The 21187-nt window shown below is 62.3% G+C and carries 21 protein-coding genes; 19 read left to right on the forward strand and 2 right to left on the reverse strand.

The features are described 5' to 3' along the window. Positions 1 to 1063, forward strand: a 1063-nt coding sequence (locus RWK44_RS27300; protein ID WP_316029656.1) for a PhoX family protein, incomplete at its 5' end; no start/stop codon positions are given. A 214-nt stretch (positions 1064 to 1277) separates the two neighbouring features. Here RWK44_RS27300 and RWK44_RS27305 read toward each other — a convergent pair. Next, positions 1278 to 2186: a LysR family transcriptional regulator gene (locus RWK44_RS27305; protein ID WP_131641090.1), complete on the reverse strand. Its 909-nt coding sequence runs from the start codon at positions 2184 to 2186 to the stop codon at positions 1278 to 1280. Between the two features lie 251 nt (positions 2187 to 2437). Here RWK44_RS27305 and RWK44_RS27310 point away from each other — a divergent pair, with 251 nt between their 5' ends. Genes RWK44_RS27310 through RWK44_RS27330 form a run of 5 tightly spaced genes read left to right on the forward strand, consistent with a single transcriptional unit; the run spans position 2438 to position 6693 of the window. Then, positions 2438 to 3214 carry a 5-oxoprolinase subunit PxpA gene (locus RWK44_RS27310; protein ID WP_131641091.1) on the forward strand — a complete coding sequence of 259 codons (777 nt, stop codon included), beginning with the start codon at positions 2438 to 2440 and terminating at the stop codon, positions 3212 to 3214. An 18-nt stretch (positions 3215 to 3232) separates the two neighbouring features. Next, the gene (locus tag RWK44_RS27315; RefSeq protein ID WP_131641092.1) at positions 3233 to 3475 is read left to right on the forward strand and encodes an acetyl-CoA carboxylase; all 243 of its coding nucleotides are present in this window, start codon (positions 3233 to 3235) and stop codon (positions 3473 to 3475) included. Next, complete coding sequence (locus RWK44_RS27320; RefSeq protein WP_131663438.1) at positions 3472 to 4857, forward strand: acetyl-CoA carboxylase biotin carboxylase subunit; 1386 nt, start codon at positions 3472 to 3474, stop codon at positions 4855 to 4857. The genes RWK44_RS27315 and RWK44_RS27320 overlap by 4 nt, the downstream gene beginning before the upstream one ends. Further along, positions 4857 to 5732 (forward strand): 5-oxoprolinase subunit B family protein, encoded by an 876-nt coding sequence (locus RWK44_RS27325; RefSeq protein ID WP_316029657.1) that lies wholly within the window; start codon positions 4857 to 4859, stop codon positions 5730 to 5732. Before RWK44_RS27320 ends, RWK44_RS27325 begins: the two co-directional genes overlap by 1 nt. Next, positions 5722 to 6693 carry a biotin-dependent carboxyltransferase family protein gene (locus tag RWK44_RS27330; protein WP_131663439.1) on the forward strand — a complete coding sequence of 324 codons (972 nt, stop codon included), beginning with the start codon at positions 5722 to 5724 and terminating at the stop codon, positions 6691 to 6693. The genes RWK44_RS27325 and RWK44_RS27330 overlap by 11 nt, the downstream gene beginning before the upstream one ends. Positions 6694 to 6715: 22 nt before the next feature. Here RWK44_RS27330 and RWK44_RS27335 read toward each other — a convergent pair whose 3' ends face one another. After that, positions 6716 to 7735 (reverse strand): GntR family transcriptional regulator, encoded by a 1020-nt coding sequence (locus tag RWK44_RS27335; RefSeq protein WP_029875715.1) that lies wholly within the window; start codon positions 7733 to 7735, stop codon positions 6716 to 6718. A 550-nt stretch (positions 7736 to 8285) separates the two neighbouring features. Between RWK44_RS27335 and RWK44_RS27340 the strand changes: the two genes are divergently transcribed. The 13 genes from RWK44_RS27340 to RWK44_RS27400 all read left to right on the forward strand — a co-directional run bounded on the left by RWK44_RS27340 (position 8286) and on the right by RWK44_RS27400 (position 21174). Further along, on the forward strand, positions 8286 to 9374 hold the full coding sequence (locus tag RWK44_RS27340; protein WP_206118575.1) for an ABC transporter ATP-binding protein: 1089 nt from the start codon (positions 8286 to 8288) through the stop codon (positions 9372 to 9374). A gap of 37 nt (positions 9375 to 9411) precedes the next feature. Further along, entirely contained in the window at positions 9412 to 10311 is a 900-nt protein-coding gene (locus RWK44_RS27345; RefSeq protein ID WP_221984935.1) for an ABC transporter permease, read from the forward strand. 1 nt (position 10312) lies between these two features. Next, the gene (locus RWK44_RS27350; RefSeq protein ID WP_316029658.1) at positions 10313 to 11158 is read left to right on the forward strand and encodes an ABC transporter permease; all 846 of its coding nucleotides are present in this window, start codon (positions 10313 to 10315) and stop codon (positions 11156 to 11158) included. Continuing rightward, positions 11158 to 11895 carry an SDR family NAD(P)-dependent oxidoreductase gene (locus tag RWK44_RS27355; protein WP_222011676.1) on the forward strand — a complete coding sequence of 246 codons (738 nt, stop codon included), beginning with the start codon at positions 11158 to 11160 and terminating at the stop codon, positions 11893 to 11895. Before RWK44_RS27350 ends, RWK44_RS27355 begins: the two co-directional genes overlap by 1 nt. A gap of 13 nt (positions 11896 to 11908) precedes the next feature. Beyond that, complete coding sequence (locus tag RWK44_RS27360) at positions 11909 to 12682, forward strand: SDR family NAD(P)-dependent oxidoreductase (RefSeq protein ID WP_222011677.1); 774 nt, start codon at positions 11909 to 11911, stop codon at positions 12680 to 12682. A gap of 103 nt (positions 12683 to 12785) precedes the next feature. Continuing rightward, complete coding sequence (locus RWK44_RS27365; protein WP_316029659.1) at positions 12786 to 14021, forward strand: ABC transporter substrate-binding protein; 1236 nt, start codon at positions 12786 to 12788, stop codon at positions 14019 to 14021. A gap of 106 nt (positions 14022 to 14127) precedes the next feature. Then, positions 14128 to 15237 (forward strand): ABC transporter ATP-binding protein, encoded by a 1110-nt coding sequence (locus RWK44_RS27370; protein WP_316029660.1) that lies wholly within the window; start codon positions 14128 to 14130, stop codon positions 15235 to 15237. Between the two features lie 53 nt (positions 15238 to 15290). Beyond that, positions 15291 to 16172, forward strand: coding sequence for a polysaccharide deacetylase family protein (locus tag RWK44_RS27375; RefSeq protein ID WP_131641102.1), 882 nt, complete (start codon positions 15291 to 15293; stop codon positions 16170 to 16172). 12 nt (positions 16173 to 16184) lie between these two features. Further along, positions 16185 to 16517 carry a hypothetical protein gene (locus RWK44_RS27380; protein WP_206988406.1) on the forward strand — a complete coding sequence of 111 codons (333 nt, stop codon included), beginning with the start codon at positions 16185 to 16187 and terminating at the stop codon, positions 16515 to 16517. Next, complete coding sequence (locus RWK44_RS27385) at positions 16510 to 17559, forward strand: CobW family GTP-binding protein (RefSeq protein ID WP_222011679.1); 1050 nt, start codon at positions 16510 to 16512, stop codon at positions 17557 to 17559. The genes RWK44_RS27380 and RWK44_RS27385 overlap by 8 nt, the downstream gene beginning before the upstream one ends. Continuing rightward, a complete protein-coding gene (locus tag RWK44_RS27390) occupies positions 17556 to 18770 on the forward strand; it encodes an ABC transporter substrate-binding protein (protein WP_316029661.1) in 1215 nt (404 codons plus the stop codon). The genes RWK44_RS27385 and RWK44_RS27390 overlap by 4 nt, the downstream gene beginning before the upstream one ends. 19 nt (positions 18771 to 18789) lie before the next feature. Then, on the forward strand, positions 18790 to 20163 hold the full coding sequence (locus tag RWK44_RS27395) for an amidase (protein ID WP_222011681.1): 1374 nt from the start codon (positions 18790 to 18792) through the stop codon (positions 20161 to 20163). Between the two features lie 42 nt (positions 20164 to 20205). Beyond that, on the forward strand, positions 20206 to 21174 hold the full coding sequence (locus RWK44_RS27400; protein ID WP_221976212.1) for a cyclase family protein: 969 nt from the start codon (positions 20206 to 20208) through the stop codon (positions 21172 to 21174). Positions 21175 to 21187 lie beyond the last annotated feature (13 nt).

The following is a 21187-nucleotide window of genomic DNA, read 5'->3' on the forward strand; positions in this document are numbered from 1 at the left end:
CTCCAAGGAGCCGAACGAGCCGAACCGTTTCGGCTGGATCGTCGAGGTCGACGCCATGGACCCGACGTCGGCGCCGAAGAAGCGCACGGCGCTCGGCCGCACCAAGCATGAGGGCGCCGAGTCGATCGTCGCCAAGAACGGCAAAGTCGTCTTCTATCTCGGCGACGACGAGCGTTTCGACTATGTCTACAAGTTCGTGACCGACGGGACATTCAACCCGAACGACCGCGCCGCCAACATGAACCTGCTCGACAGCGGCACGCTCCATGTCGCCAAGTTCAACGAGGACGGCACCATGCAGTGGCTGCCGATGGTCTTCGGCCAGGGTCCGCTGACGGCGGAAAACGGCTTCACCAGCCAGGCCGATGTGCTGATCGAATGTCGTCGCTCCGGTGACGCGCTCGGCGCCACCAAGATGGACCGCCCGGAAGACGTCCAGCCGAACAGCGTCAACGGCAGGGTCTATGTCATGCTGACCAACAACACCCGCCGCAAGGCCGACCAGGTGGATGCCGCCAATCCGCGCGCGGAAAACGCCTTCGGCCACATCATCGAGATCTCTGAAAACGACGGCGACTTCACTGCCACATCAGGCAAGTGGGAAGTGCTGCTGAAGTGCGGCGATCCCTCGGTTGCGGCCGTCGGTGCGACCTTTTCAACCGAGACGACCAAGAACGGCTGGTTCGGAATGCCTGATAACTGCGCCATCGATTCCGCCGGCCGCCTCTGGGTTTCGACCGACGGCAACAACAACAAGGCCACCGGCCGCACCGACGGTCTGTGGGCCGTCGATACGGAAGGGGCGGCGCGCGCCACTTCGAAACTGTTCTTCCGCGTGCCGGTCGGCGCCGAAATGTGCGGCCCGCTCTTCACACCGGATGACGAAACCGCCTTCGTCGCCGTGCAGCATCCTGGCGATGGCGGCGAGGACTGGCCAGGCCATGGCCGCCCGTCCTATTACGAGGATCTTTCGACCCGCTGGCCGGACTTCAAGCCTGATATGCCGGTACGTCCTGCGGTCGTTGCGATCACCAAGATTGGCGGTGGCAAGATTGCCGTCTGACGGTTGAAACGCGGCGTCGAGGCGCAATGGGAGTGGTAGTCAGGCTACCAGCTAGCTGTGAAGGCCAGTTAGCTGCCGGGATGAGGGCATCATCCCGGCGCCCTTTTTTTAGAAGCTATCTGCACCTGTTCACGCTGCGTCGCCGTTTAGGTTTTCGAGCTACACACAGACCGTAGTAGGCCCGAAAATCATAGATCTTTCCACGAATGAGAGTTTATCCATTGGTGCCCGGCAGGCCGAAAGCCTGCTGAAAATATCGGCGAAAGACATGCATGGCCGGAGTGAAGTCGGTGTTGGCGCGCCAGGCGAGACCGACATCCATCGGTGGCACCGGATCCGTGATGTTGATCGTCTCGATCCGCCGGCCTTCCAGCGACCAGGGGCGGTGCACCATATCGGACAGGATCGCCACGCCGAGGTTGTTGGCGACCATGGAGCGTACCGCCTCGATCGACGACGTGCGCAGCATCACGCGGGGTTGATAGGGCGTCGTGCTCCAATACTTCAATGATGAATAGGCCGCCTCGTCCACCGTCAGCATGATGTAGGGCTCCTCGGCGACGTCTTGCAGGCCAACGCCCGCGCGCTTCAGCAGCGGATGCTGCGCCGGCACCCAGAGCCTGCGGACGGAACGCAAAAGCGTCTCTGTGGTAAGTGCGTTATTCAGGATATTCGAGGTCAGCAGCACCGAAATGTCGTAGCGGTTGACCAGCAGGCCTTCCTCGATCGACTCGCGGTTCACCTCGTAAAGCTGGATACGGAGCTTGGGATAGAGCCGGCGCATGCGCTCGATGTGGAGTGGCAGAAAATAGCCGATGACGGTGTAGGTGGCCGCGACAGTCAGATCGCCCTCGATGTCGCTGCTGACATAGTTGAGGTGCGTCGCCTCATCGACCTTGGCGAGGATCTCGTAGGCGTAGGAAAGAAACTGCCGGCCAGCGACGGTCAGTTCCATGCCCTGTGGCATGCGGGTAAACAGTGCGACGCCGATTGACTTTTCCAGTTCCTTGATTGCGGTCGTTACTGCCGATTGCGAGATAGATAGTTGTGCAGCCGCATAGGAAATCTGTCCCTGCTCGGCCGTTGTGACGAAATAGCGGAGTTGGCGGAAACTGAGGCTCATGGTTCGGTATTTCCCATCAATTTATCTGAATTCAGCCTCAAAAAATCCGATCGGCTGCATTTAGTTTATGCGCAGGGCCTCGCACTTCGGAGGCGAAATCAAACTAACTCTTTGGAAATAAACAAAACGCTTTTGCCTTTGATTTGAGCGCTAGTATCTATTTTATCGATAACGATGGCGCAAAAATTGAATTTTTCAATTCCCGTTTCGTCGCGTACGTTTTCGTCAGATGGCAATGGCGGGAAGACAGTTTGAAAGATATCGTCGACATCAACTGCGATATGGGAGAGGCCTTCGGTCGCTGGCGGATCGGCGATACGCAGGATTCGCTGCTGATCTCTCACATCAGCTCGGCCAATATCGCCACCGGCTTCCATGCGGGCGACCCGAACCTCATCGACGAGACCGTGGCACTGGCCGCCGCCCATGGCGTCGGGATCGGCGCGCATCCCGGCTATAACGACCTGCAGGGCTTCGGCCGCCGCAAGATTGTCGGCAGCAGCAAGGAACTGGTCAACGACATCATCTACCAGGTGGGGGCGCTGCGCGAGTTCGCCCGCCGTCACAGCGTGCCGGTGCAGCATGTCAAGCCGCATGGCGCGCTTTACATGGAGATGGCGGTCAATTCGGATTTCGCACAGATCTTCGTCCAGTATCTGCGCACCGTCTCGCCGAACGCCTTTGTCTTCTGCATGGGCGGCTCGGCGACGCACAGGGCGGCGCTTGATGCCGGCCAGCCTGTGGTGCGCGAATTCTACGCAGACCGCGACTACGACGACAGCGGTTCGATCGTCTTTACTCGCGATGCCGGCCGCCCGGACCCGATGGTGCTGGCGCAGAAAGTCCTGCGCGCCTGCCAGGAAGGCAAGGTCCGCACGGTCACGGGCAACGATATCGACATCGACTTTGAATCCATCTGCTTTCATTCCGATACGCTCGGCGCTCTCGATATCGTTCTCAGCATGCGCGAGCTTCTGATCGGTGCGGGAATCCGGATCGCGCCGGTGTCGCAGATCCTTGGCCAATAGATTTTGCGGAGACCGACCATGAGCAAGATTGAAATTCGTTCGCCCCTGCCGGGCACTTTCTACCGGGCTTCCGCGCCCGATGCTCCGCCCTTCAAAGCGGACGGTGATGACGTCACCGAAGCCGAGACGATCGGCGTGATCGAAGTGATGAAGACATTCCAGGAAGTTCCGGCCGGTGTTACCGGCAAGACGATCACCTTCCTCGTCGATAATGAGGAGCCTGTCATGGCCGGGCAGATCATCGCGGAGGTCGAGGCATGACGATCCGCTCGGTGCTCATCGCCAATCGCGGGGAGATCGCCGTTCGCGTCATCAAGGCGGCGAAGGCGCTCGGCATCCGGACCGTGCAGGTGTATAGCGCAGCAGACGCAGATATGCAGGCGGTGCGGCTTGCCGACGAGGCGGTGAACATCGGCCCGCCGGCGCCGAAGAAATCCTATCTCGATATTGCGGCAGTGATCGCCGCCGCCAAGGCGGCCGGCGTCGATGCCGTGCATCCGGGGTACGGCTTTCTGTCCGAAAACGGCGATTTCGCCGATGCGGTGCGCGACGCCGGCATGATCTTTATCGGCCCCTCCGGCGATGCGATCCGCACGCTCGGCGACAAGGTTGCGGCGCGGCAGGTGGCAAAACGCGCAGATGTACCGACGGTACCCGGCAGCGACGGTCGTGTCGCCGGGCTCGACGACGCGCGGTTGCTCGCAGGCGAGATCGGTTTTCCCTTGATGATCAAGGCAGCGGCCGGTGGCGGCGGACGCGGCATCCGGATCGCCGACAGCATCGCCGAGCTCGAGCAGCAGCTTCCGCTGGCTTCGGCCGAGGCGCTGGCCGCTTTCGGCGACGGCGGACTTTATCTGGAAAAGGTCATCGGCCGCGCCCGGCACGTCGAGGTGCAGATCTTCGGCGACGGACAGAATTTCGTGCACTTCTTCGAACGCGAATGCTCGCTGCAGCGGCGGCGCCAGAAGGTATGGGAAGAGGCGCCCGCCTTTCTGCTGCCTGCCGACATACGCGAACGGCTTTGCATGAGTGCGGTGGCGCTCGCGCGCGAGGTCGGCTATTGCGGCGCCGGCACGGTCGAGTATCTCTACGACGACGAAACGGGCGACTTTTACTTCATCGAAGTCAACACCCGCATCCAGGTCGAACATCCTGTTACCGAGATGATCACCGGCTTCGATCTGGTGCAGGAGATGTTCAAGGTCGCGGGCGGCGCGGTCCTTTCGGTCGCACAGCGAGACATCGCGGTCAGCGGCCATGCGATCGAGTGCCGCATCAATGCCGAGGATCCGTTCAAGGCCTTCCAGCCGTCGCCGGGCATGATCACGTCGCTGTCCATTCCGGAAGGCGAGGGCATCCGGTTCGATACGATGCTCTACGAGGGCTACACGATCCCGCCTTTCTACGATTCCCTGCTCGGCAAGCTGATCGTGCACGCAGAGACACGCGAGGCCTGCCTTGAAAAGCTCGCCGCAGCGCTCGCGGCACTCACCATCGAAGGCGTGCCGACGACAGTGCCGCTGCATCTGGCGCTCGCCCGCGCCGCAATCGTCGCCACCGGCGCCTTTCATACCCGCTTTCTCGAACAATGGCTGGAGCACGATTTCCCCGCTTCGGCCGGTCGGACCCAGGAGGTCGCCTGATGCCTGCGCGATATACGTTCGGAGGTGACGAACACCTCTTCGTCGAATGCAGCAACGAGATGTCACTCGAGGCCTTCTTCAAGAGCCTGTCCATGGCGACGGCGGTCCGCGAAAGCCGGATCAAGGGCGTCACCGAGATCTGCCCGGCCAATGCCTCCTTCCAGGTGAAGTTCAATCCCGATCTCATCAAGCCTGACGACATCCTGCAGGAGGTCCAGGCGATCGAGGGCGTTGCGGAAAAATCCGAGCCGGTCCTGAAGACCCGCATCATCGAGATCCCGGTCTTCTACAATGATCCATGGACGCACGAGACGCTGATGCGCTTTCGCGAGCGGCATCAGGATCCTGGTGGAACCGATCTCGATTATGCTGCGCGGATCAATGGCTATGGCGCTGTCGAGGATTTCGTTGCCGCGCATGCGGGTTCGCCCTGGTTCGTGTCGATGGTCGGCTTCGTGGCCGGGCTACCCTTCATGTACCAGATGGTCGAGCGGCAGCGGCAGATCGAAGTGCCGAAATATCTGAGACCGCGCACCGATACGCCCAAACTGACGGTCGGCCATGGCGGCTGCTTCGGCTGCATCTATTCGGTGCGCGGCGCCGGCGGCTACCAGATGTTCGGCGTCACGCCGATGCCGATCTTCGACCCGACGCAGCAAACAAGTTACCTGCGCGATTTCATGGTGTTCTTCCGTCCTGGCGATATCGTCAAGTTCAAACCGGTCGATCGCGACGGTTACGACACGGCAGTCGAAGAGGTCGACAAGAGGCTCTTCAGCCCGCCGATCCGCGAGGTCCGGTTCGACCTTCGCGAATTCAGCATGGATATCGACGGTTACAACGCCGCGCTGGGGGGCGTTCTCCATGGCCATTAAGGTGCTGCACCCGGGACTGTCGACCAGCGTCCAGGATCTCGGCCGTCCGGGCTATTTCCACCTCGGCATCCCGATCGGCGGCGCCATGGACCGCTACGCCATGCGCGCCGCCAATCTGCTCGTCGGCAACGACGAAGGGGCGGCGGGTCTGGAGGCGGTCTTCATGGGACCGAAGCTCGAATTCACCGAGGATGCTCTGGTGTCTATCACCGGCGCCGACATGCCGGCCAAGGTCGATGGTGTGGCGCAGCCCGGCTGGACGGCTTTCAAAATCAAGGCCGGCCAGGTGCTGAGCTTCGACTTCCTGAAATCCGGCGCGCGCATTCTGATCGCGGTCTCGGGCGGCATCGATGTGCCGGAAGCACTGGGCAGTCGCTCCACCTATCCGATCGGTGCGCTTGGCGGCTTCAAGGGCAGGGCACTGGCGGCCGGTGACGAACTGCCGGTCGGAAAGGCCGACCTTGCCGAAGAAGGAAAAACCGTCGCCGAAGAGCTGCGGCGCAAGCCCCGAACCCCGGCAGAGCTGCGCGTGCTGCCAGGGCTCTACTGGGACCGGCTGACGGATGCCGCCAAGGCGAGCTTCTTCGCCGACGAGTGGAAGGTGGCGCCTGAGGCCGATCGCATGGGCTACCGCTTCCGCGGCGGGCGCAGGCTCGAATTTCTGGACCGCAAGCAGCCCTTCGGCGCCGGTTCGGATCCGTCGAACATCGTCGACAGCTGTTATCCCTACGGCTCGATCCAGATACCAGGCGGGACGGAGCCGATCATCCTCCATCGCGACGCGGTCTCTGGCGGCGGCTATTTCATGGTCGGCACGGTGATCTCGGCGGACATGGACCTCATCGGCCAGTTGCAGCCGCATACGCCGGCGCGCTTTGTCGAGGTGACGATGGACGAAGCGCTGAAGGCGAGGGCCGATCGAGCAGCACTGCTCGACCGCCTGCGCCAAAGCCTGTCGTGAGGTGATGATGAGGGCCGGTCGATCACTCGACGTGCGTCAGGTAATCGGCAGTCACGCTGGGGCCAGGGATGATGGCAACGATCTTCATCTGGGCGATCATGCGCTTCATCGAGGCGTCGAGATGGGTCTCCAGCATGGCCGCGGCCGCATCGACGGCGCCGCGCATCAAAAGCTCGACGATCAGCCGCATCTCGGTGATTGCGGTCGGATCATCAGGCAGGCCGAGATGACGCAGCAGCCGCTCAGCGGCGTTGACGGGCAAAAGGTTGTTGCGGATCAGTTCCCGCGTCTTCTCGTTTGCCGTCGTCAGCACGCAGATGTCGATCATCTGCTCCTGGAGTTCCTCGAGCTTTTCGAGGTGGTCGACCGGCTGCGAAGCTTCAAGACCGGCCAAGCGGGTGAAGAGTTCGGTCAAGCGTTCGCGATCGACGGCGGCAGCGCCAGCCTTAAGCGCCGCGGGCTCCAGCATGCGTCTGAGCGTGAAGTGATCCTTGATCGTCTGGGCCGTCAGCGGACCGGCGATCCAGTGGGAGCTCTGATTCTTGCGGACAAGGCCGCGCTCCTGCAACCGGCTGAGGACGTCGCGCACCACCGTGCGGCTGACCTTGAAATGATTGGCGAGTTCGATCTCGATGATGCGGTACTGGCCAAAGACGACGCAGCCGGCCACGTCGCGCTCGACGGTGTTGTAGATGCGCGCCCAGGACGATCGGCTTTGCAACGCCTCATCGGCATGCTGGGCTATGACCAGGCCAAAGGACTTGATGTCCGTGCGGTTCGGCGTGAGACCCTCATCCTGAGGGCCGACCAGGAAGCCACGTCCCTGGAAACGGTGGACGAGGCCATCGGCCTCCAGACGGAGGAGGGCGCGCTGCACCGGCGCGCGCGAGGTTTGGAGAATATCGGCGATCGGCCCCTCGAGCAGGACCAGACCCAGCGGCAACTGTCCACCGACGATATTGTCGCGCAGGATATGCTCGGCAATCTCGTACCGACGCTGGGCCGTCTGTGCTGGGAGATTGCGTATCATTGGGCGGGGCATCCTCCATCCAATCGCGGATGGCAACAAAGTCGGAATTCTCTTTAGTGTATTTTGCCGTTCCGGACTATGTCAAAATAAATGTCTTTTGCATACCAAAATTGCATTTTTTCGCAGAGCGTCGCGTGAGGCGGCATTTCATCTTCGTCTAGGCCATTTTGCCCTGCAGATGGTCAGACGGGGCGAACAGCCCTCGCGTCGAGGCTCGGATGATGCAGAAATGCGCGGTTTCTGGCAACGATTCGCTGAAAAGCCGCGCATAACCGCGCATCTCGTTCCTTTCAGGATCCCTGCATGAATGCCCCGATTTTGTGATTTGTTGTTGCTCTGCACAAAATGTCGACTGTTTCATGAAAAAGCCTATTGAATACAAAAATCATTTATGTCATCAATTCTGCATAGGGATGCCGCTAGAAGCATTCTGAGGGTGAACGACAAAAAACGTCAGACTGCCGATCGATCTTCCGTCGTGTGCCTTGCCGCCCACGAACGGTTTCGGCTGCCGTTTCGCAAGGCGCGCGGCGGCATAGGAGCGATCCGTGGCTGGTGCAAAATGGAGAGGCTCTTGTCTTCGGTTCTCAAGCTCGCAGGTGTCACCAAGGCATATGGTACGCTGAACGCGCTCGACGGCATCGACCTGTCGCTGCCGAACGACAGCTACGTTTCGCTTCTGGGGCCGAGCGGATCGGGAAAGACGACGCTGCTGCGCGTCATCGCCGGTTTCGAGCAGCCGGACTCCGGCACGGTGATCTTCAAGGGCCAGCGTATCGAGACGGTACCGCCGCACCGGCGCGACATCGGTTTCGTCTTCCAGAATTTTGCCCTTTTTCCGCATCTGTCGGTCTCCAGGAACATCGCTTTCGGGCTCGAAAACCGCGTCGAAAATCCGGTGACCGATCCTGCTATCGTGCAGGCTAGGGTCAAGGACATGATTGCGCTTGTCGGCCTATCCGGCCTTGAGGATCGTGGCGTCGCGCAGATCTCTGGCGGTCAGCGGCAGCGCGTGGCGCTGGCCCGCACGCTGGTAACCGAACCGTCGCTGGTGTTGCTCGACGAGCCGCTTGGCGCACTCGACGCCAATCTTCGTGCCCGCATGCGCAGCGAGCTCAGGCTGATCCGCGAACGCTGCGGCGTCACCTTCCTGCACGTGACCGGCAGCGAGAGCGAGGCGCTTGCCATGGGCGACATGGTGCTGGTGCTCGACAGCGGCCGGATCGCGCAGGCGGCAGACGCCGATACGATCTACAACCGGCCGAAGTCGCTGTCGGTGGCGGGCTTTCTCAACTGCTACAATCTTTTCGAAGGCCGGCTCGCCGGGGAGAGCTTCCTCGGTCCCTATGGTGCTTTCCCGCTCGGCGACCAAATGCAGTTCCGCGACGACCGCACCGGCTACGCGATCCGCTACGACCGTGTTGCGATCCGCGCGGCGGAAGCGCCTGTCGCCGATGACGAGGTGAAGCTCGAGGCGACCTTCGTCGCCGACGAATATTCGGGCGCCGCGATAAACTCCTTCTTCTCGCTCGATGACGGTCGCGTCTTCGAAGTGGAATCGCATCTCAGCCAGAGCCTGCCACCTGCCTGTCGGCCGCAGTCGCGCTACGCGCTCGTCTGGAAGCGCCGGGATGCCCTCGTTTACGCCTGACACTCTTACCGCGCAGCGCGGGACGGGAGACTGATTGATGTCGATAAGTGCCACAACAGCCGAGACCGAGACCACCGTAGAACCGGTCAGGAAGGCATCCGGCAAGACGCTCTGGCTGTTGGCGCCGGGCGTCATCTGGATGCTGCTTTTTCTGGTAACGCCCATTCTGATGATGATCTACGTGTCCTTCTGGACGCAGACCACCTTCAAGATCACGCCTGATCTGACCATCAAGAGCTGGGTGACCTTCTTCACCACGGACACCTATCTCAGCGCTCTTTGGACGACGATCAGGATCTGGTTGATCGTGCTTGTCTCGACGCTGGTCGTCGGCTATCCGGCAGCCCTCTATGTCGGCCTCTTCGTCAAGAACAAGACGATCCAGACGGCGCTTCTCGTCCTCTGCGTCATCCCCTTCTGGACCTCCTTCCTGATCCGCGTGCTCGCCTGGCGGCCGATGCTGGGCAAGGAGGGGGCGATCAATCTCATCCTGCAGGGTCTCGGCATCATCAACCAGCCGATCGAGGTGCTGCTGTTCTCCGAACTCTCGGTCATCATCGGCATGACGCAGATCTATTGCGTCTTCATGGTCGGGCCGATCGCCTTCATGATGGGCCGCATCGACCAGAGCGTCATCGAGGCGGCGCAGGATCTCGGTGCGGGCTTCTGGCGCATCTTCCGCACCATCATCCTGCCGCTCACCATGCCGGGCGTGGTGGTCGGCGCGATCTTCGTCTCCGTCATGGTGCTTGGTGAATTCGCGACTGCCGCGGCCCTTTCCGGCCGCAAGGTGAACCTTCTCGGCAATATCATCGTCACCCAGGTCGGATCGCTGAAATGGGCCTTCGCCGCTGTCGTCGGCGTCGTGCTTACCGTGCTCATGGGCATTGTCGTCGCAGCACTCTTGCGCGTCGTCGACCTCAGGAAGGAGCTCTGACATGCAGGCCGGCGGCATCAAGCTCTCACTCGGCGTCTACACCGCGCTCTTCCTGATCTTCCTCTACGCGCCGATGGTGGTGCTTGCCATTCTGTCCTTCCAGACAGGGCCGGAAGGCGGACCGCAGTTCCCGATCATCGAATGGTCGACTTACTGGTACAAGCATCTCTTCGGCCTGACGCCGCCGTCGCGCATCGCGCCGCTGCCGATCAACGAAGCCCTGATCCGTTCGCTGGTGCTCTCGGTGATGACGATGATCGTTTCCACCGTGCTCGGCGTTACCTCGGCGCAGGCCTTCCGCCGCCGGTTCCCTGGCTCGGGCGTCGTCTTCTACCTGATCGTTCTCGGCATGATGGTCCCCGGCGTTCTGGTCGGCCTCGGCATGGCGCTCGTCGCCAATGCGCTGGGCATCGACCGGCATTGGTGGGGTACGGCCTTCGTGCTGCACGTGGTCTACACCTACCCATTCGCCTTTCTCGTCATGCTGGCGATCCTCAACCGCTTCGACCAGAGTGTCGAGGAGGCGTCGTGGTCGCTCGGCGTGTCGCCGGCGCGTACCTTCCGCAAGGTGACGTTCCCGCTGATCTTTCCGGGCGTGCTCTCGGCCATGCTCTTTGCCTTCACGCTGTCCTATGACGAATTCTCGCGCACCCTGTTTGCATCCGGCCGCGACCTGACGCTGCCGCTCGCCATTTACGGGACCTTCTCGGTAGAAGTGCATCCGAACGTCTTCGCCTTCGGGGTGCTAACGACGATCTTCTCCTTCGCGCTGCTCGGCGTCTACGCCGTCCTGATGATGCTTTCCATCAGGCGCGCCAAGCGCGTCGCGATTCAGGAGGAGGCGTAATGCCGATGCCTTCAGCCATCGTCACGGGCGCCGGTTCCGGCATCGGTCGGGCAATCGCCATGCGGCTGTCGCAGGACGGCTATGCCATCCTCGTCAACGATCTCCACCTCGACCGGGCGCAGACGGTTGCCGACGAGATTGCAGCGGCTGGCGGCAAGGCCGTTGCGATTGCCGGCGACGTTTCTTCCGAGACGGATACGGCGAACGTCTACAAGGCCGCGGTTTCGGCCTTCGGCCACCCGCAGCTGCTCGTCAACTGTGCCGGCATCGTCCATCAGGCGCTGTTTGAAAACCTTGAGGTTGCGGATTTCGACCGGATGTTCGCGATCCATGTGCGCGGTACCTTTCTGATGACCAAGCTCGCCCTGCCATCGATGCTTGCTGCCGGGGATGGTGTCATCATCAACGTCGCCTCGCAGCTCGGCCAGATCGGCGGCATCGAACTCGTTCACTATGCCGGAGCCAAGGCGGCGATCATCGGCATGACGAAATCGCTCGCCCGCGAGGTCTCCAACCGCGGCGTGCGCGTCAATGCCGTCGCTCCGGGGCCGATCAACACGCCGCTGGTGCGCGAACTCTCGCAGGAATGGCGCGTCCGCAAGGCCGCCGAGCTGCCGCTCGGCCGTTTCGGCGAGCCGGAAGAGGTTGCTGCCACCGTTTCGTTTCTCGCTTCCCCCGCCGCCAGCCTGTTCGTCGGCCAAACGCTTGGCCCGAACTCCGGCGACGTCATGCTCTAGCCAGGAAAACAGAATGACCACGATCTCTTCGACACCCCGCATCGTACTGATCACCGGCGCCGGCATCGGCATCGGCAAGGCGACCGCCAAGGCATTCGCCGCGCTCGGGGACCATGTGATCGTCACCGATGTCCTGAAGGTCGAGGGGCGCGCTGCCGTGGCGGAGATCGAGGATGTGGGCGGCTCGGCCGAGTTCATCGCGCTTGACGTCCGCTCGACGTCGGCGGTCGATGCCGTGGTCGCCGACGTGGAGAAACGTCACGGCCGCCTCGACGTGATCATCGCCAATGCCGGCATCGCCCACAAGGCACCGCTCGATGTGCTCGACGACGACAAGTGGGAGCTGACCTTCGACATCGATCTCAAGGGCATTTTCCGCGTGGTCCGTGCGGCCGCACCCGGCATGAAGGCACGCAAATCAGGCGCGGTGGTGGCTCTTTCCTCGATCATGGGTGTCGCCTACGGCTGGGACGAGCATGTGCATTATTCCGCCGCCAAGGCTGGCGTCGTCGGCCTCGTGCGCGGCCTGGCCGTCGAACTCGCCCGCGACGGCATCCGCGTCAACGGCATGGCGCCCGGCTACATCCGCACCGCACAGCTTCTATCGGAAGAAAACTCGCTCGGACCGAAGGGCGCGGAAGCGGCAAGCGCCTTCATCCCGATGGGGCGGCTCGGCGAACCGGAGGACATTGCCGACGTGATCGTCTTCCTGGCGTCAAACAGCGCAAGATACATGACCGGCCAGACGCTGGTCGTGGATGGAGGGCTCCTCGTGGGCCGATACTGACGGCGGGCGCGTCAGGACCGATCCCGTCCTGACGCCGAGGCTGGACGAGAACGATGGGTGGTCATGAAGGCCATCCAGGGGAACAAAAAACCGGAGAACGACAATGACAATTTCGATGGACATGAATCGACGTTCACTGCTGAAGCGATCCGCAGGCGCGATGGCGCTTGCCATCGGCGGCGGCACGCACTTCCTCTCTTCGCGGGCAGCCTATGCGCAGACCGCCAGCCTCGCCGGCGAGCAGTTGCGCACGATCGGCCTTTCGGTCACCGTGCAGGAACGCATCCTGGCCGACTTCAAGGCAGCAAGCGGCGTCGGCACAACGTCCGGCACGGCGCCGACCTTCCCGGACGCGCAGACCCGGATCCTCTCCGGTTCGAAGGACTATGACGTCTGGGAAACGATCGGCGAGCGCCTTCCCTCCGTCGTCATGACCGACAATGCCGACCCGATCGAGACTGCGGGCCTGAAGAGCTGGTCGAATATCCGCGAGATCTTCACCAAGCCTGATCGGAAGTTCGACCCCAAGGCGCAGATCGTCGGTCAGATCTGGACGGACGAGACACAGACGGCGCTCTGGATGGTGCCCTCGGTCTTCAACTTCGACTCGGTCGGTTATAATCCGGAGGTGCTCTCCGACGAGGAAGCCAACAGCTGGACGGCGATCTTCGACAGCAAGTACAAGGGCAAGTCCGGCCTGAACACCGACCCGCTGACGGCCTTCGGCCAGGCGGTCATGGCGATGAACACGCTTGGCCTCTCCAATGTCAAAAACCCCGGCAATCCGACTGCCGCGGAAATCGACGAAGCCGCGAAGTTCCTGATCTCGAAAAAGAAGGAAGGCCAGTTCCGCGCGCTCTGGGGCGATTTCGGCGAACTCGTCAACTTCCTGGCATCCGGCGAAATCGTCGTCTGCGACGCTTGGCAGCCGGCGGTTATGGCCGTCAAGGCGCAAGGAAAGCCCTGCAAATACGCTATCCCGAAGGAAGGCTATCGCGCCTGGTCGATCGGCAACACCATGCTGAAGGGCACGCCGAACAAGGAAGCCGTCGTCGCCTATGCTGACTATTGGCTGTCGGGCGAACCGGGCATCACGGTCTCCGAGCAGGGCTATTATTCGCCGACCACCAACATCAAGGAGAAGATGGCACCGGAGAAATATGCCTTCTGGTACGAAGGCAAGCCGTGGGTCGGTGCGGCTGAGCGCGGCATCAAGGAAGGCGATCTCCGCGACGGCGGTTCGCTCGAAACTCGCGCGGCAAACGTCGCTTACTGGCACCAGTGGCCGGATGAATACGACCACCTCATCCAGAAGTGGGACGAATTCCTCAGCGCTTGATGCGTACTCCCAGCGCCCGGGCATCCCACGCGAGATGCGGTGAGGGCGCCACCTGGCAGGCGGCTCCGGTCGCCTGTCCTTTAACCCGCAACCCGGAATGACCGACATGATACATGACCTCGAGCTCTACCAGATCGGCAAGGTCTACGATAACGGAACGCCGGCCGTGATCGATTTCAACCTCACCGTCGACAAGGGCGAGTTCATCGCGTTCCTCGGCCCGTCCGGCTGCGGCAAGACGACGACGCTGCGGATGATCGCCGGCTTCGAAAGCATCTCCTCCGGCAATCTGCTGGTCAGGGGCGAGCGGATCAACGATATCGGCCCGGCGCAGCGGCCGACATCGATGATCTTCCAGAATTATGCGCTCTTCCCGCACATGACGGTGCGCAACAATATCGGTTACGGCCTCGACGTGAAGCGCATGCCGAAGGCCCAGCGCAATGCAAAGGTCGATCGCATTCTCGAAAAGCTCGGTCTCGAGGACGTCGCCGACAAGCGCTGCGACAAGCTTTCCGGCGGCCAGCGACAGCGTATCGCGCTTGCGCGCGGCCTCGTGGTCGAGCCCGATATTCTGCTGCTCGACGAACCGCTCGGCGCCCTGGACGCCAACCTGCGCAAGACGATCCAGAGCGAATTGAAACTGCTGCAACGCGAGCTCGGCGTGACGTTCGTTTTCGTTACGCACGCGCAGTCCGAGGCGCTGGCGCTTTCCGACCGGATCGTCGTGATGAACCAAGGCCGGATCGAACAGATCAGCCCGCCGCATCAGCTTTATACGCGGCCGAACACGCCTTTCGTCGCGCAGTTTATTGGCCGGAATACGATCTTCAAGGGTGCGGTCAAGGGTCATGAGAAGGGGCATGTCATGGTCGACACGCCGCTCGGGGTTCTCGCCGGCGATGCCAATGGCGCGGTCGCGGACGGAGATGCGGTGAGCGTCGTGATCCCGGCGGAAGCGATCGAGGTACATGCGCTCGACACGGGCGGCCGCGACGCGATCACTGAGGCCTCCGGCGGCAATGTCATCGACGCCAGGATCCGCCGCTTCGACGTGGTCGGGCATATCTCGCATCTTTCGGTCGCCCTGCCGGATGGACGCCTGCTGGCGCTCGAAGCCCATGTCGACAAGTATCCGCCCGGCGCCTTTCCAGTCGATGCGCCGGTCGCGCTCGCCTGGAGGCCGGAAAACGCCACGGTCATTCCCGCCCACTGAACAGCCGGCCGATCAAAGCCGGACCAACGAGAACATCACAAGGAGACCCCGCAATGGCAAAAGAAATCTTCTGCAGCTTCGGCATCGACGTGGACGCCGTTGCCGGCTGGCTCGGCTCGTATGGCGGCGAAGATTCGCCGGACGATATCTCGCGCGGCCTGTTTTCCGGCGAAGTCGGCAGCCCACGGCTGTTGAAGCTGTTCGAGCGTTTCGGCATCAAGACCACCTGGTTCATCCCCGGCCACTCGATCGAGACGTTCCCGGAGCAGATGCAGGCCGTCGCCGATGCCGGCCACGAGATCGGCATCCATGGCTACACGCATGAAAATCCGATCGCCATGACGCGCGAGCAGGAGACGGAGGTGCTCGACAAGTGCATCGAGCTCGTCACCAAGCTCTCCGGCAAGCGGCCGACCGGTTATGTGGCGCCCTGGTGGGAGTTCTCCAACGTCACCAACGAACTCCTGCTCGAGCGTGGCATCAAGTACGACCATTCGCTCATGCACAACGACTTCACCCCATACTATGTCCGCGTCGGCGACAGCTGGACCAAGATCGACTATTCGAAGAAGCCGTCGGACTGGATGGTGCCGCTGAAGCGCGGTCACGAGACCGACCTGATCGAGATCCCGGCATCCTGGTATCTCGACGACCTGCCGCCGATGATGTTCATCAAGAAGGCGCCGAACAGCCACGGCTTCGTCAACCCGCACGACATCGAGCAGATGTGGCGTGACCAGTTCGACTGGGTCTATCGCGAAATGGATTACGCCGTCTTCCCGATCACCATTCACCCTGATGTCGCCGGCCGGCCGCAGGTTCTGATGATGCTGGAGCGTCTCTATGCCCACATGATCAAGCATCCCGGCGTCAAGTTCGTGACGATGAACGAGATCGCCGACGACTTCGCCAAACGCTTCCCGCGCAAAAAGTAAGAGGCAAAGCCGATGTGTTCGCTCTGCGGCATTTTGGGTGGCAACGAGCACTGGGCCGACGCGGTCGCGCGGCCCGGCGTGTATACCCGCACCGCCGAGCGGATCGACCGTCGGCGCGAGCGCGCCCGCCGTGTTGCGATCGCCAACCGCATTCTCGACGCCTTCGGTCTCTCCATCTCCGACTGGCAGGGATCCTCCTTCCTGCTGTCGACCCGGACCGGAAAGACCGAGATCATCGAAGATCTCGGACATCTGTGGCCGGCGGCCGAGCGGCTTGCGGGCCGGCCGCTCGATCCGCTGGCCGAGCCGCTTCTCGAACGGCTGGAGGCGAACCGCCATGGCTGATGAGATTCCGGCCTTCACCCCCGTTACGTTGCTGACCGGTTTTCTCGGATCCGGCAAGACGACGCTGCTGCGCCGGCTGCTGACCGATCCGGCGCTCTCGAACGCCGCTGTGCTGATCAACGAATTCGGCGAGGTCGGCCTCGACCATCATCTGCTCGAGCGCATCGACGAAAACATGGTGCTTTTACAGTCCGGTTGCCTTTGCTGCACGGTGCGGGGCGAACTGGCCGATGCGATCCGCGACCTGCATTCGAAGCGCGAGCGCGGCATCGTCCCGCCCTTCGACAGGATCGTCATCGAGAGCACCGGGCTTGCCGATCCCTTCCCCGTTCTTTCCACGTTGAAGGCCGATCCGGTTCTGCGGCATCATTTCAAGCCCTCGGGCGTGATCGCCACCGTCGATGCCGTCAATGCAGGGAGGCAGCTTGCCGCCTATCGCGAGCCGATGCGGCAGGTGGCGGTGGCCGACCTGCTGGTGCTGACCAAGACCGATGTCGCCGAGACCGACCAGGTCGCGCGGGTCACGGCGATGATCCGGCAGGTCAATCCGGATGCGCCGATCGTCCTTTCGTCGGACGATGCCTTCGATGTCGCCAGGCTGCTGGAGGGTACAACAACCGGCCGCGCCGAGGCGATGCAATCGCCGGGCGGCTTCTATTGCGACGACCCGGGGCCGGTCCTTGCCGGCGAACATTCCGCCGGCATCCAGTCCTTCGTGCTGGTGAGCGAAGGCAGGGTCGACTGGACGGCCTTCGGCATCTGGCTGACCATGCTGCTCAACCGGCACGGCGACCGTATCCTTCGGGTCAAGGGCATTCTCAACATCGAGGGCGAAGACTTTCCCGTGGCGATCCACGGGGTGCAGCATCTGGTCCACACGCCCGTTCATATGCGATCCTGGCCAGGCGAGGACCGGCGTTCCCGCATCGTCTTCATCGTCGACGGCATTGCGCCCGCGGCAATCGAGCGATCGTTCAACGCCTTCAACGGGCTCGGTGCGGCACAGGTTGCGCCGCGGCGGGTCGAGGAAATGCAGCCATGAGCAAAATGCCGATGCCGAAGAGTTTCCCGACGCCCGCGCTCCATACAGAGGGCCGGATCAAACTGCGCATCCTCGGCACGGCGATTTCGCTGCTGGAAGAACTCCGGCTCGGCGCCGAGCGTGATCTCGGCATGGACATCGAATTCGACAACCAGGACTTCATGACCGCCCAGCACAAGGCGGCGCTGGAGCCGATGACCTATGACATCTACGACCAATGCTTCCACAACCTCGATATCGTCTGGTATTGGCGCGCCGTGCAGCCGATCGACATCGGGCGGATCACCCTCTGGGACGAGATCACCGATCTGACCAAGACGGGCCGCATCGGCCCGAATGCGCGGATCGGGCAGGGCGATGCGCCGGTGACCAAGCTATTCGTGCAGCCGAACCTGGCGCTTGCCGAAACGCCGTCGCGGCGCATTTCGATGCTGCCGACGACGCATAATTTCGACAGCTTCGCCTACCGGACGGATGCGGCAAATTCCAACCAGATGATCTCCTGGGCAGCACTGCTCGACCCGCGCTGGCACGGGCGCGCCGCCCTCGTCAACGAGCCGGCGATCGGCATTTTCGACGCAGCACTTGCGGCGCAGTCGGCCGGGCTGATGACCTTCCACAACCTCGGCAACATGAGCATCGAGGAGATCGATCGGCTGCTGGATATTCTCGAAGAGCGCAAGAAGGCCGGCTTCTTCCGCGGCTTCTGGCGTTCGGCCGAGGACGCGGCGAACCTGATGACGAAGAGCGACACGCAGATCCAGTCGATGTGGTCTCTCGGCATCAGCAAACTGAACCTACGTGGCTTCCCCGTCGAACTCGCCAATCCCGCCGAGGGCTACCGCGCCTGGCATGGCGGGCTCTGCCTTTCGAAGCGGCTTTCCGGCCGCATGCTCGATGCGGCCTACGACTATCTCAACTGGTGGATCTCGGGCTGGCCCGGCGCGGTCGTGGCCCGGCAGGGCTATTACATGTCGACGCCGGAACGCTCGCGGCCGCACATGACGCCGGCCGAATGGGACTATTGGTATGAAGGCCTGCCGGCTGCGACCGACTTGCCGGGGCCTGACGGGCTCCTCCGCATCAAGGCGGGTGCTGTGCGCAGCGGCGGCTCCTACTGGCAGCGCGCCAACTCGATCGCCGTCTGGAACACGACCATGGATGAACACAATTACCTCGTGCGCCGCTGGGTGCAGTTCGTGGCGGCTTGAGCAAAGTGGAAAAGACAGAATGACACTTTCTTACGGCGCTCTCTCGATCGCTCAGCTGTCTGCCCTCATCCAGGGTGGCAGCGTCGATCCCGTCGCTGTGGCGGAACAGGTCTTGGACGCGATAGAAAGCCATGACGACAAGACTGTCTTCATCTCGCTGACGCGTGAGCGGGCGATGGCCGAGGCGCATGCTTCATCCAAGCGGCTGAAGGATGGCCGTTCTCTTGGCCGGCTCGAAGGTATTCCCGTTGCCTGGAAGGATCTTTTCGACGTCGCCGGCAGCGTCACGGCGGCGGGGTCCAGGCTGCTTCTACGTGATCAGGCACCGGCCACAGGCGATGCCGCGGTCGTCTCCGCGCTGGCTTCGGCGGGCATGGTGGCGACGGGCCGGGTCAACATGAGCGAGTTCGCCTTTTCCGGCCTTGGCATCAATCCGCATTTCGGCACGCCGAAAAACCCCCGCAGCACCCATGTCGCCCGCATCCCGGGCGGCTCGTCCTCCGGTTCGGGCGTGGCCGTGGCATCAGGTCTCGTGCCAATCTCGATCGGCTCAGACACAGGTGGCTCGGTGCGCATTCCGGCGGCGCTAAACGGTATCGTCGGCTACAAGGCGACGCGTGGGCGCTATCCGATGGCGGGCGTATTTCCGCTTGCCGGCAGCCTCGATTCGCTCGGGCCGCTCTGCCGCTCGGTACAGGATACCGTCTGGATCGACGCCGCAATGCGTGGAGGCGCGGCACCGGCGGTCGGTCGCAACGCACTTGGCGGGCTGGAGGTCGTCATTCCGACCAACGTCGTCTTCGATGATGCCGAGCCGGGTGTCGTTGCCGCCTTCGAAGCGGCGGTTGAGCGTTTGTCCGCCGCCGGGGTCATGTTCACGCGGCTGGAAATCCCTGCCTTCGCGGAAATTCTGCAGCTGATGGCAAGCCACGGAGCCCTGGTGACGGCGGAGGCCTACTGGCTGCATAGAACGCGGATCACCGGGCCGGACGCCGGACTGATCGACCCGCGTGTGGTCTCGCGCACCCGCTTCGGTGAGGAGATCACCCTTTCGCACTACCTCGACATTCTCTCTGCCCGCACGCGGCTGATCGAGGCGGTGGACCGGCTGGTCGGTGGCCGGCTGATCGCCTTCCCGACCGTCGCGCATGTGGCACCGCTGCTCGAGCCGCTGAAGACCGATGACCAGCTTTTCGTCGCCACCAACGGCAAGACACTGCGCAACACGCTGCTCGGCAATTTCCTCGACTGGTGCGGGGTGTCGATCCCTTGCGGGGCAGGCGACGCCGGCATGCCTGTCGGCTTCCTGCTGTCGGGCCTGGCGCACGCCGATGAGCGGCTGCTGTCGGCGGCGCTCGTCGCCGAACCGATCATTCGCGGCGAGACACTTTGAAGGCAGTCGCTCCGGCTGCGAACATGAACAAGGAGAGTTGCAATGTGCATGGCGTGTTATGTCGACGAAGCGACCAAAAGCAAGATTATCGCTTACAATGCCGAATTCCATAAGGTGACGAAGAGCCCCTATGGCAGCGACGACGAGATCGGCATGCTGAACCTGATCGACGCCAATTCGCGTTCGGCGATCATCGGCCGCACCGATGCCTCGAAAGTCTTTGACCTTTCGGTCGACCATTTCGTCGGCATGCCCGGCTGGTTCGGCGCCGGCGACCAGCCCTATCAGATCTGGATGACACACACGCCGCAGGGCGAGATCGTCGCCAACACCATGGGCGTCACGCGCCAACAGAACGAGCTCGTCGCCTATTCCGGCGACAGTATCTCGATGTACACCCATTGCGGCACGCATATCGATACGTTCAATCACTTCGGCTACAATGGCGAAATCTTTAATGGCTTTACTGCACGGGATCACCTCGGCAGCCGAGCCTGGGATATTTGCGGCCCGGAAAAATATCCGCCGATCTTTGCACGCGGCATTCTCCTCGATATCGCGGCGATGCACGGCGTCGACACGCTGCCGCCGAGCCACCCGATCGGCAAGGCCGACATAGAGGGCTGCCTGAAGAAGCAGGGGCTGAAGATCCTGCCCGGCGACGTGGTGCTGCTGCGCACCGGCCAGATGCTGCTTTGGCCGGATATGGCTTTCACCAGGAATACGCCCGGCCTCAACCGCGAGGGCGCGGAATATATCGCCAAGCACGGAGCGATCATGATCGGCGCCGACAATCTGACGCTGGAGCAGACGCCATCGGCGCATGAACTCAATTTCTTCCCCGTCCATACCTACCTGTTGGCAGAAGCAGGCGTGCCCATACTTGAGATGGCCCATCTTGAAGAGTTAGCCGCCGAAAAGCTCTACGAACTCGCGTTTTTCGGAGCTTGCATCAAGTTGCGCGGCGCTACGGGAACACCGATGCGGCCAATCGCGATGCCGCTGCGTTGATCGCGAGCCGCGA

This window comes from Rhizobium sp. 25PS6 (assembly GCF_032464655.1).
Lineage (GTDB): Bacteria > Pseudomonadota > Alphaproteobacteria > Rhizobiales > Rhizobiaceae > Rhizobium > Rhizobium laguerreae.

Bases quoted from the DNA above. Each gene is read 5' to 3' on its own strand.
- RWK44_RS27305 (WP_131641090.1), bottom strand. From the start codon at position 2,186: ATGAGCCTCAGTTTCCGCCAACTCCGCTATTTCGTCACAACGGCCGAG.
- RWK44_RS27315 (WP_131641092.1), top strand. From the start codon at position 3,233: ATGAGCAAGATTGAAATTCGTTCGCCCCTGCCGGGCACTTTCTACCGG.
- RWK44_RS27320 (WP_131663438.1), top strand. From the start codon at position 3,472: ATGACGATCCGCTCGGTGCTCATCGCCAATCGCGGGGAGATCGCCGTT.
- RWK44_RS27325 (WP_316029657.1), top strand. From the start codon at position 4,857: ATGCCTGCGCGATATACGTTCGGAGGTGACGAACACCTCTTCGTCGAA.
- RWK44_RS27330 (WP_131663439.1), top strand. From the start codon at position 5,722: ATGGCCATTAAGGTGCTGCACCCGGGACTGTCGACCAGCGTCCAGGAT.
- RWK44_RS27335 (WP_029875715.1), bottom strand. From the start codon at position 7,735: ATGCCCCGCCCAATGATACGCAATCTCCCAGCACAGACGGCCCAGCGT.
- RWK44_RS27340 (WP_206118575.1), top strand. From the start codon at position 8,286: ATGGAGAGGCTCTTGTCTTCGGTTCTCAAGCTCGCAGGTGTCACCAAG.
- RWK44_RS27345 (WP_221984935.1), top strand. From the start codon at position 9,412: ATGTCGATAAGTGCCACAACAGCCGAGACCGAGACCACCGTAGAACCG.
- RWK44_RS27350 (WP_316029658.1), top strand. From the start codon at position 10,313: ATGCAGGCCGGCGGCATCAAGCTCTCACTCGGCGTCTACACCGCGCTC.
- RWK44_RS27355 (WP_222011676.1), top strand. From the start codon at position 11,158: ATGCCGATGCCTTCAGCCATCGTCACGGGCGCCGGTTCCGGCATCGGT.
- RWK44_RS27360 (WP_222011677.1), top strand. From the start codon at position 11,909: ATGACCACGATCTCTTCGACACCCCGCATCGTACTGATCACCGGCGCC.
- RWK44_RS27365 (WP_316029659.1), top strand. From the start codon at position 12,786: ATGACAATTTCGATGGACATGAATCGACGTTCACTGCTGAAGCGATCC.
- RWK44_RS27370 (WP_316029660.1), top strand. From the start codon at position 14,128: ATGATACATGACCTCGAGCTCTACCAGATCGGCAAGGTCTACGATAAC.
- RWK44_RS27375 (WP_131641102.1), top strand. From the start codon at position 15,291: ATGGCAAAAGAAATCTTCTGCAGCTTCGGCATCGACGTGGACGCCGTT.
- RWK44_RS27380 (WP_206988406.1), top strand. From the start codon at position 16,185: ATGTGTTCGCTCTGCGGCATTTTGGGTGGCAACGAGCACTGGGCCGAC.
- RWK44_RS27385 (WP_222011679.1), top strand. From the start codon at position 16,510: ATGGCTGATGAGATTCCGGCCTTCACCCCCGTTACGTTGCTGACCGGT.
- RWK44_RS27390 (WP_316029661.1), top strand. From the start codon at position 17,556: ATGAGCAAAATGCCGATGCCGAAGAGTTTCCCGACGCCCGCGCTCCAT.
- RWK44_RS27395 (WP_222011681.1), top strand. From the start codon at position 18,790: ATGACACTTTCTTACGGCGCTCTCTCGATCGCTCAGCTGTCTGCCCTC.
- RWK44_RS27400 (WP_221976212.1), top strand. From the start codon at position 20,206: ATGTGCATGGCGTGTTATGTCGACGAAGCGACCAAAAGCAAGATTATC.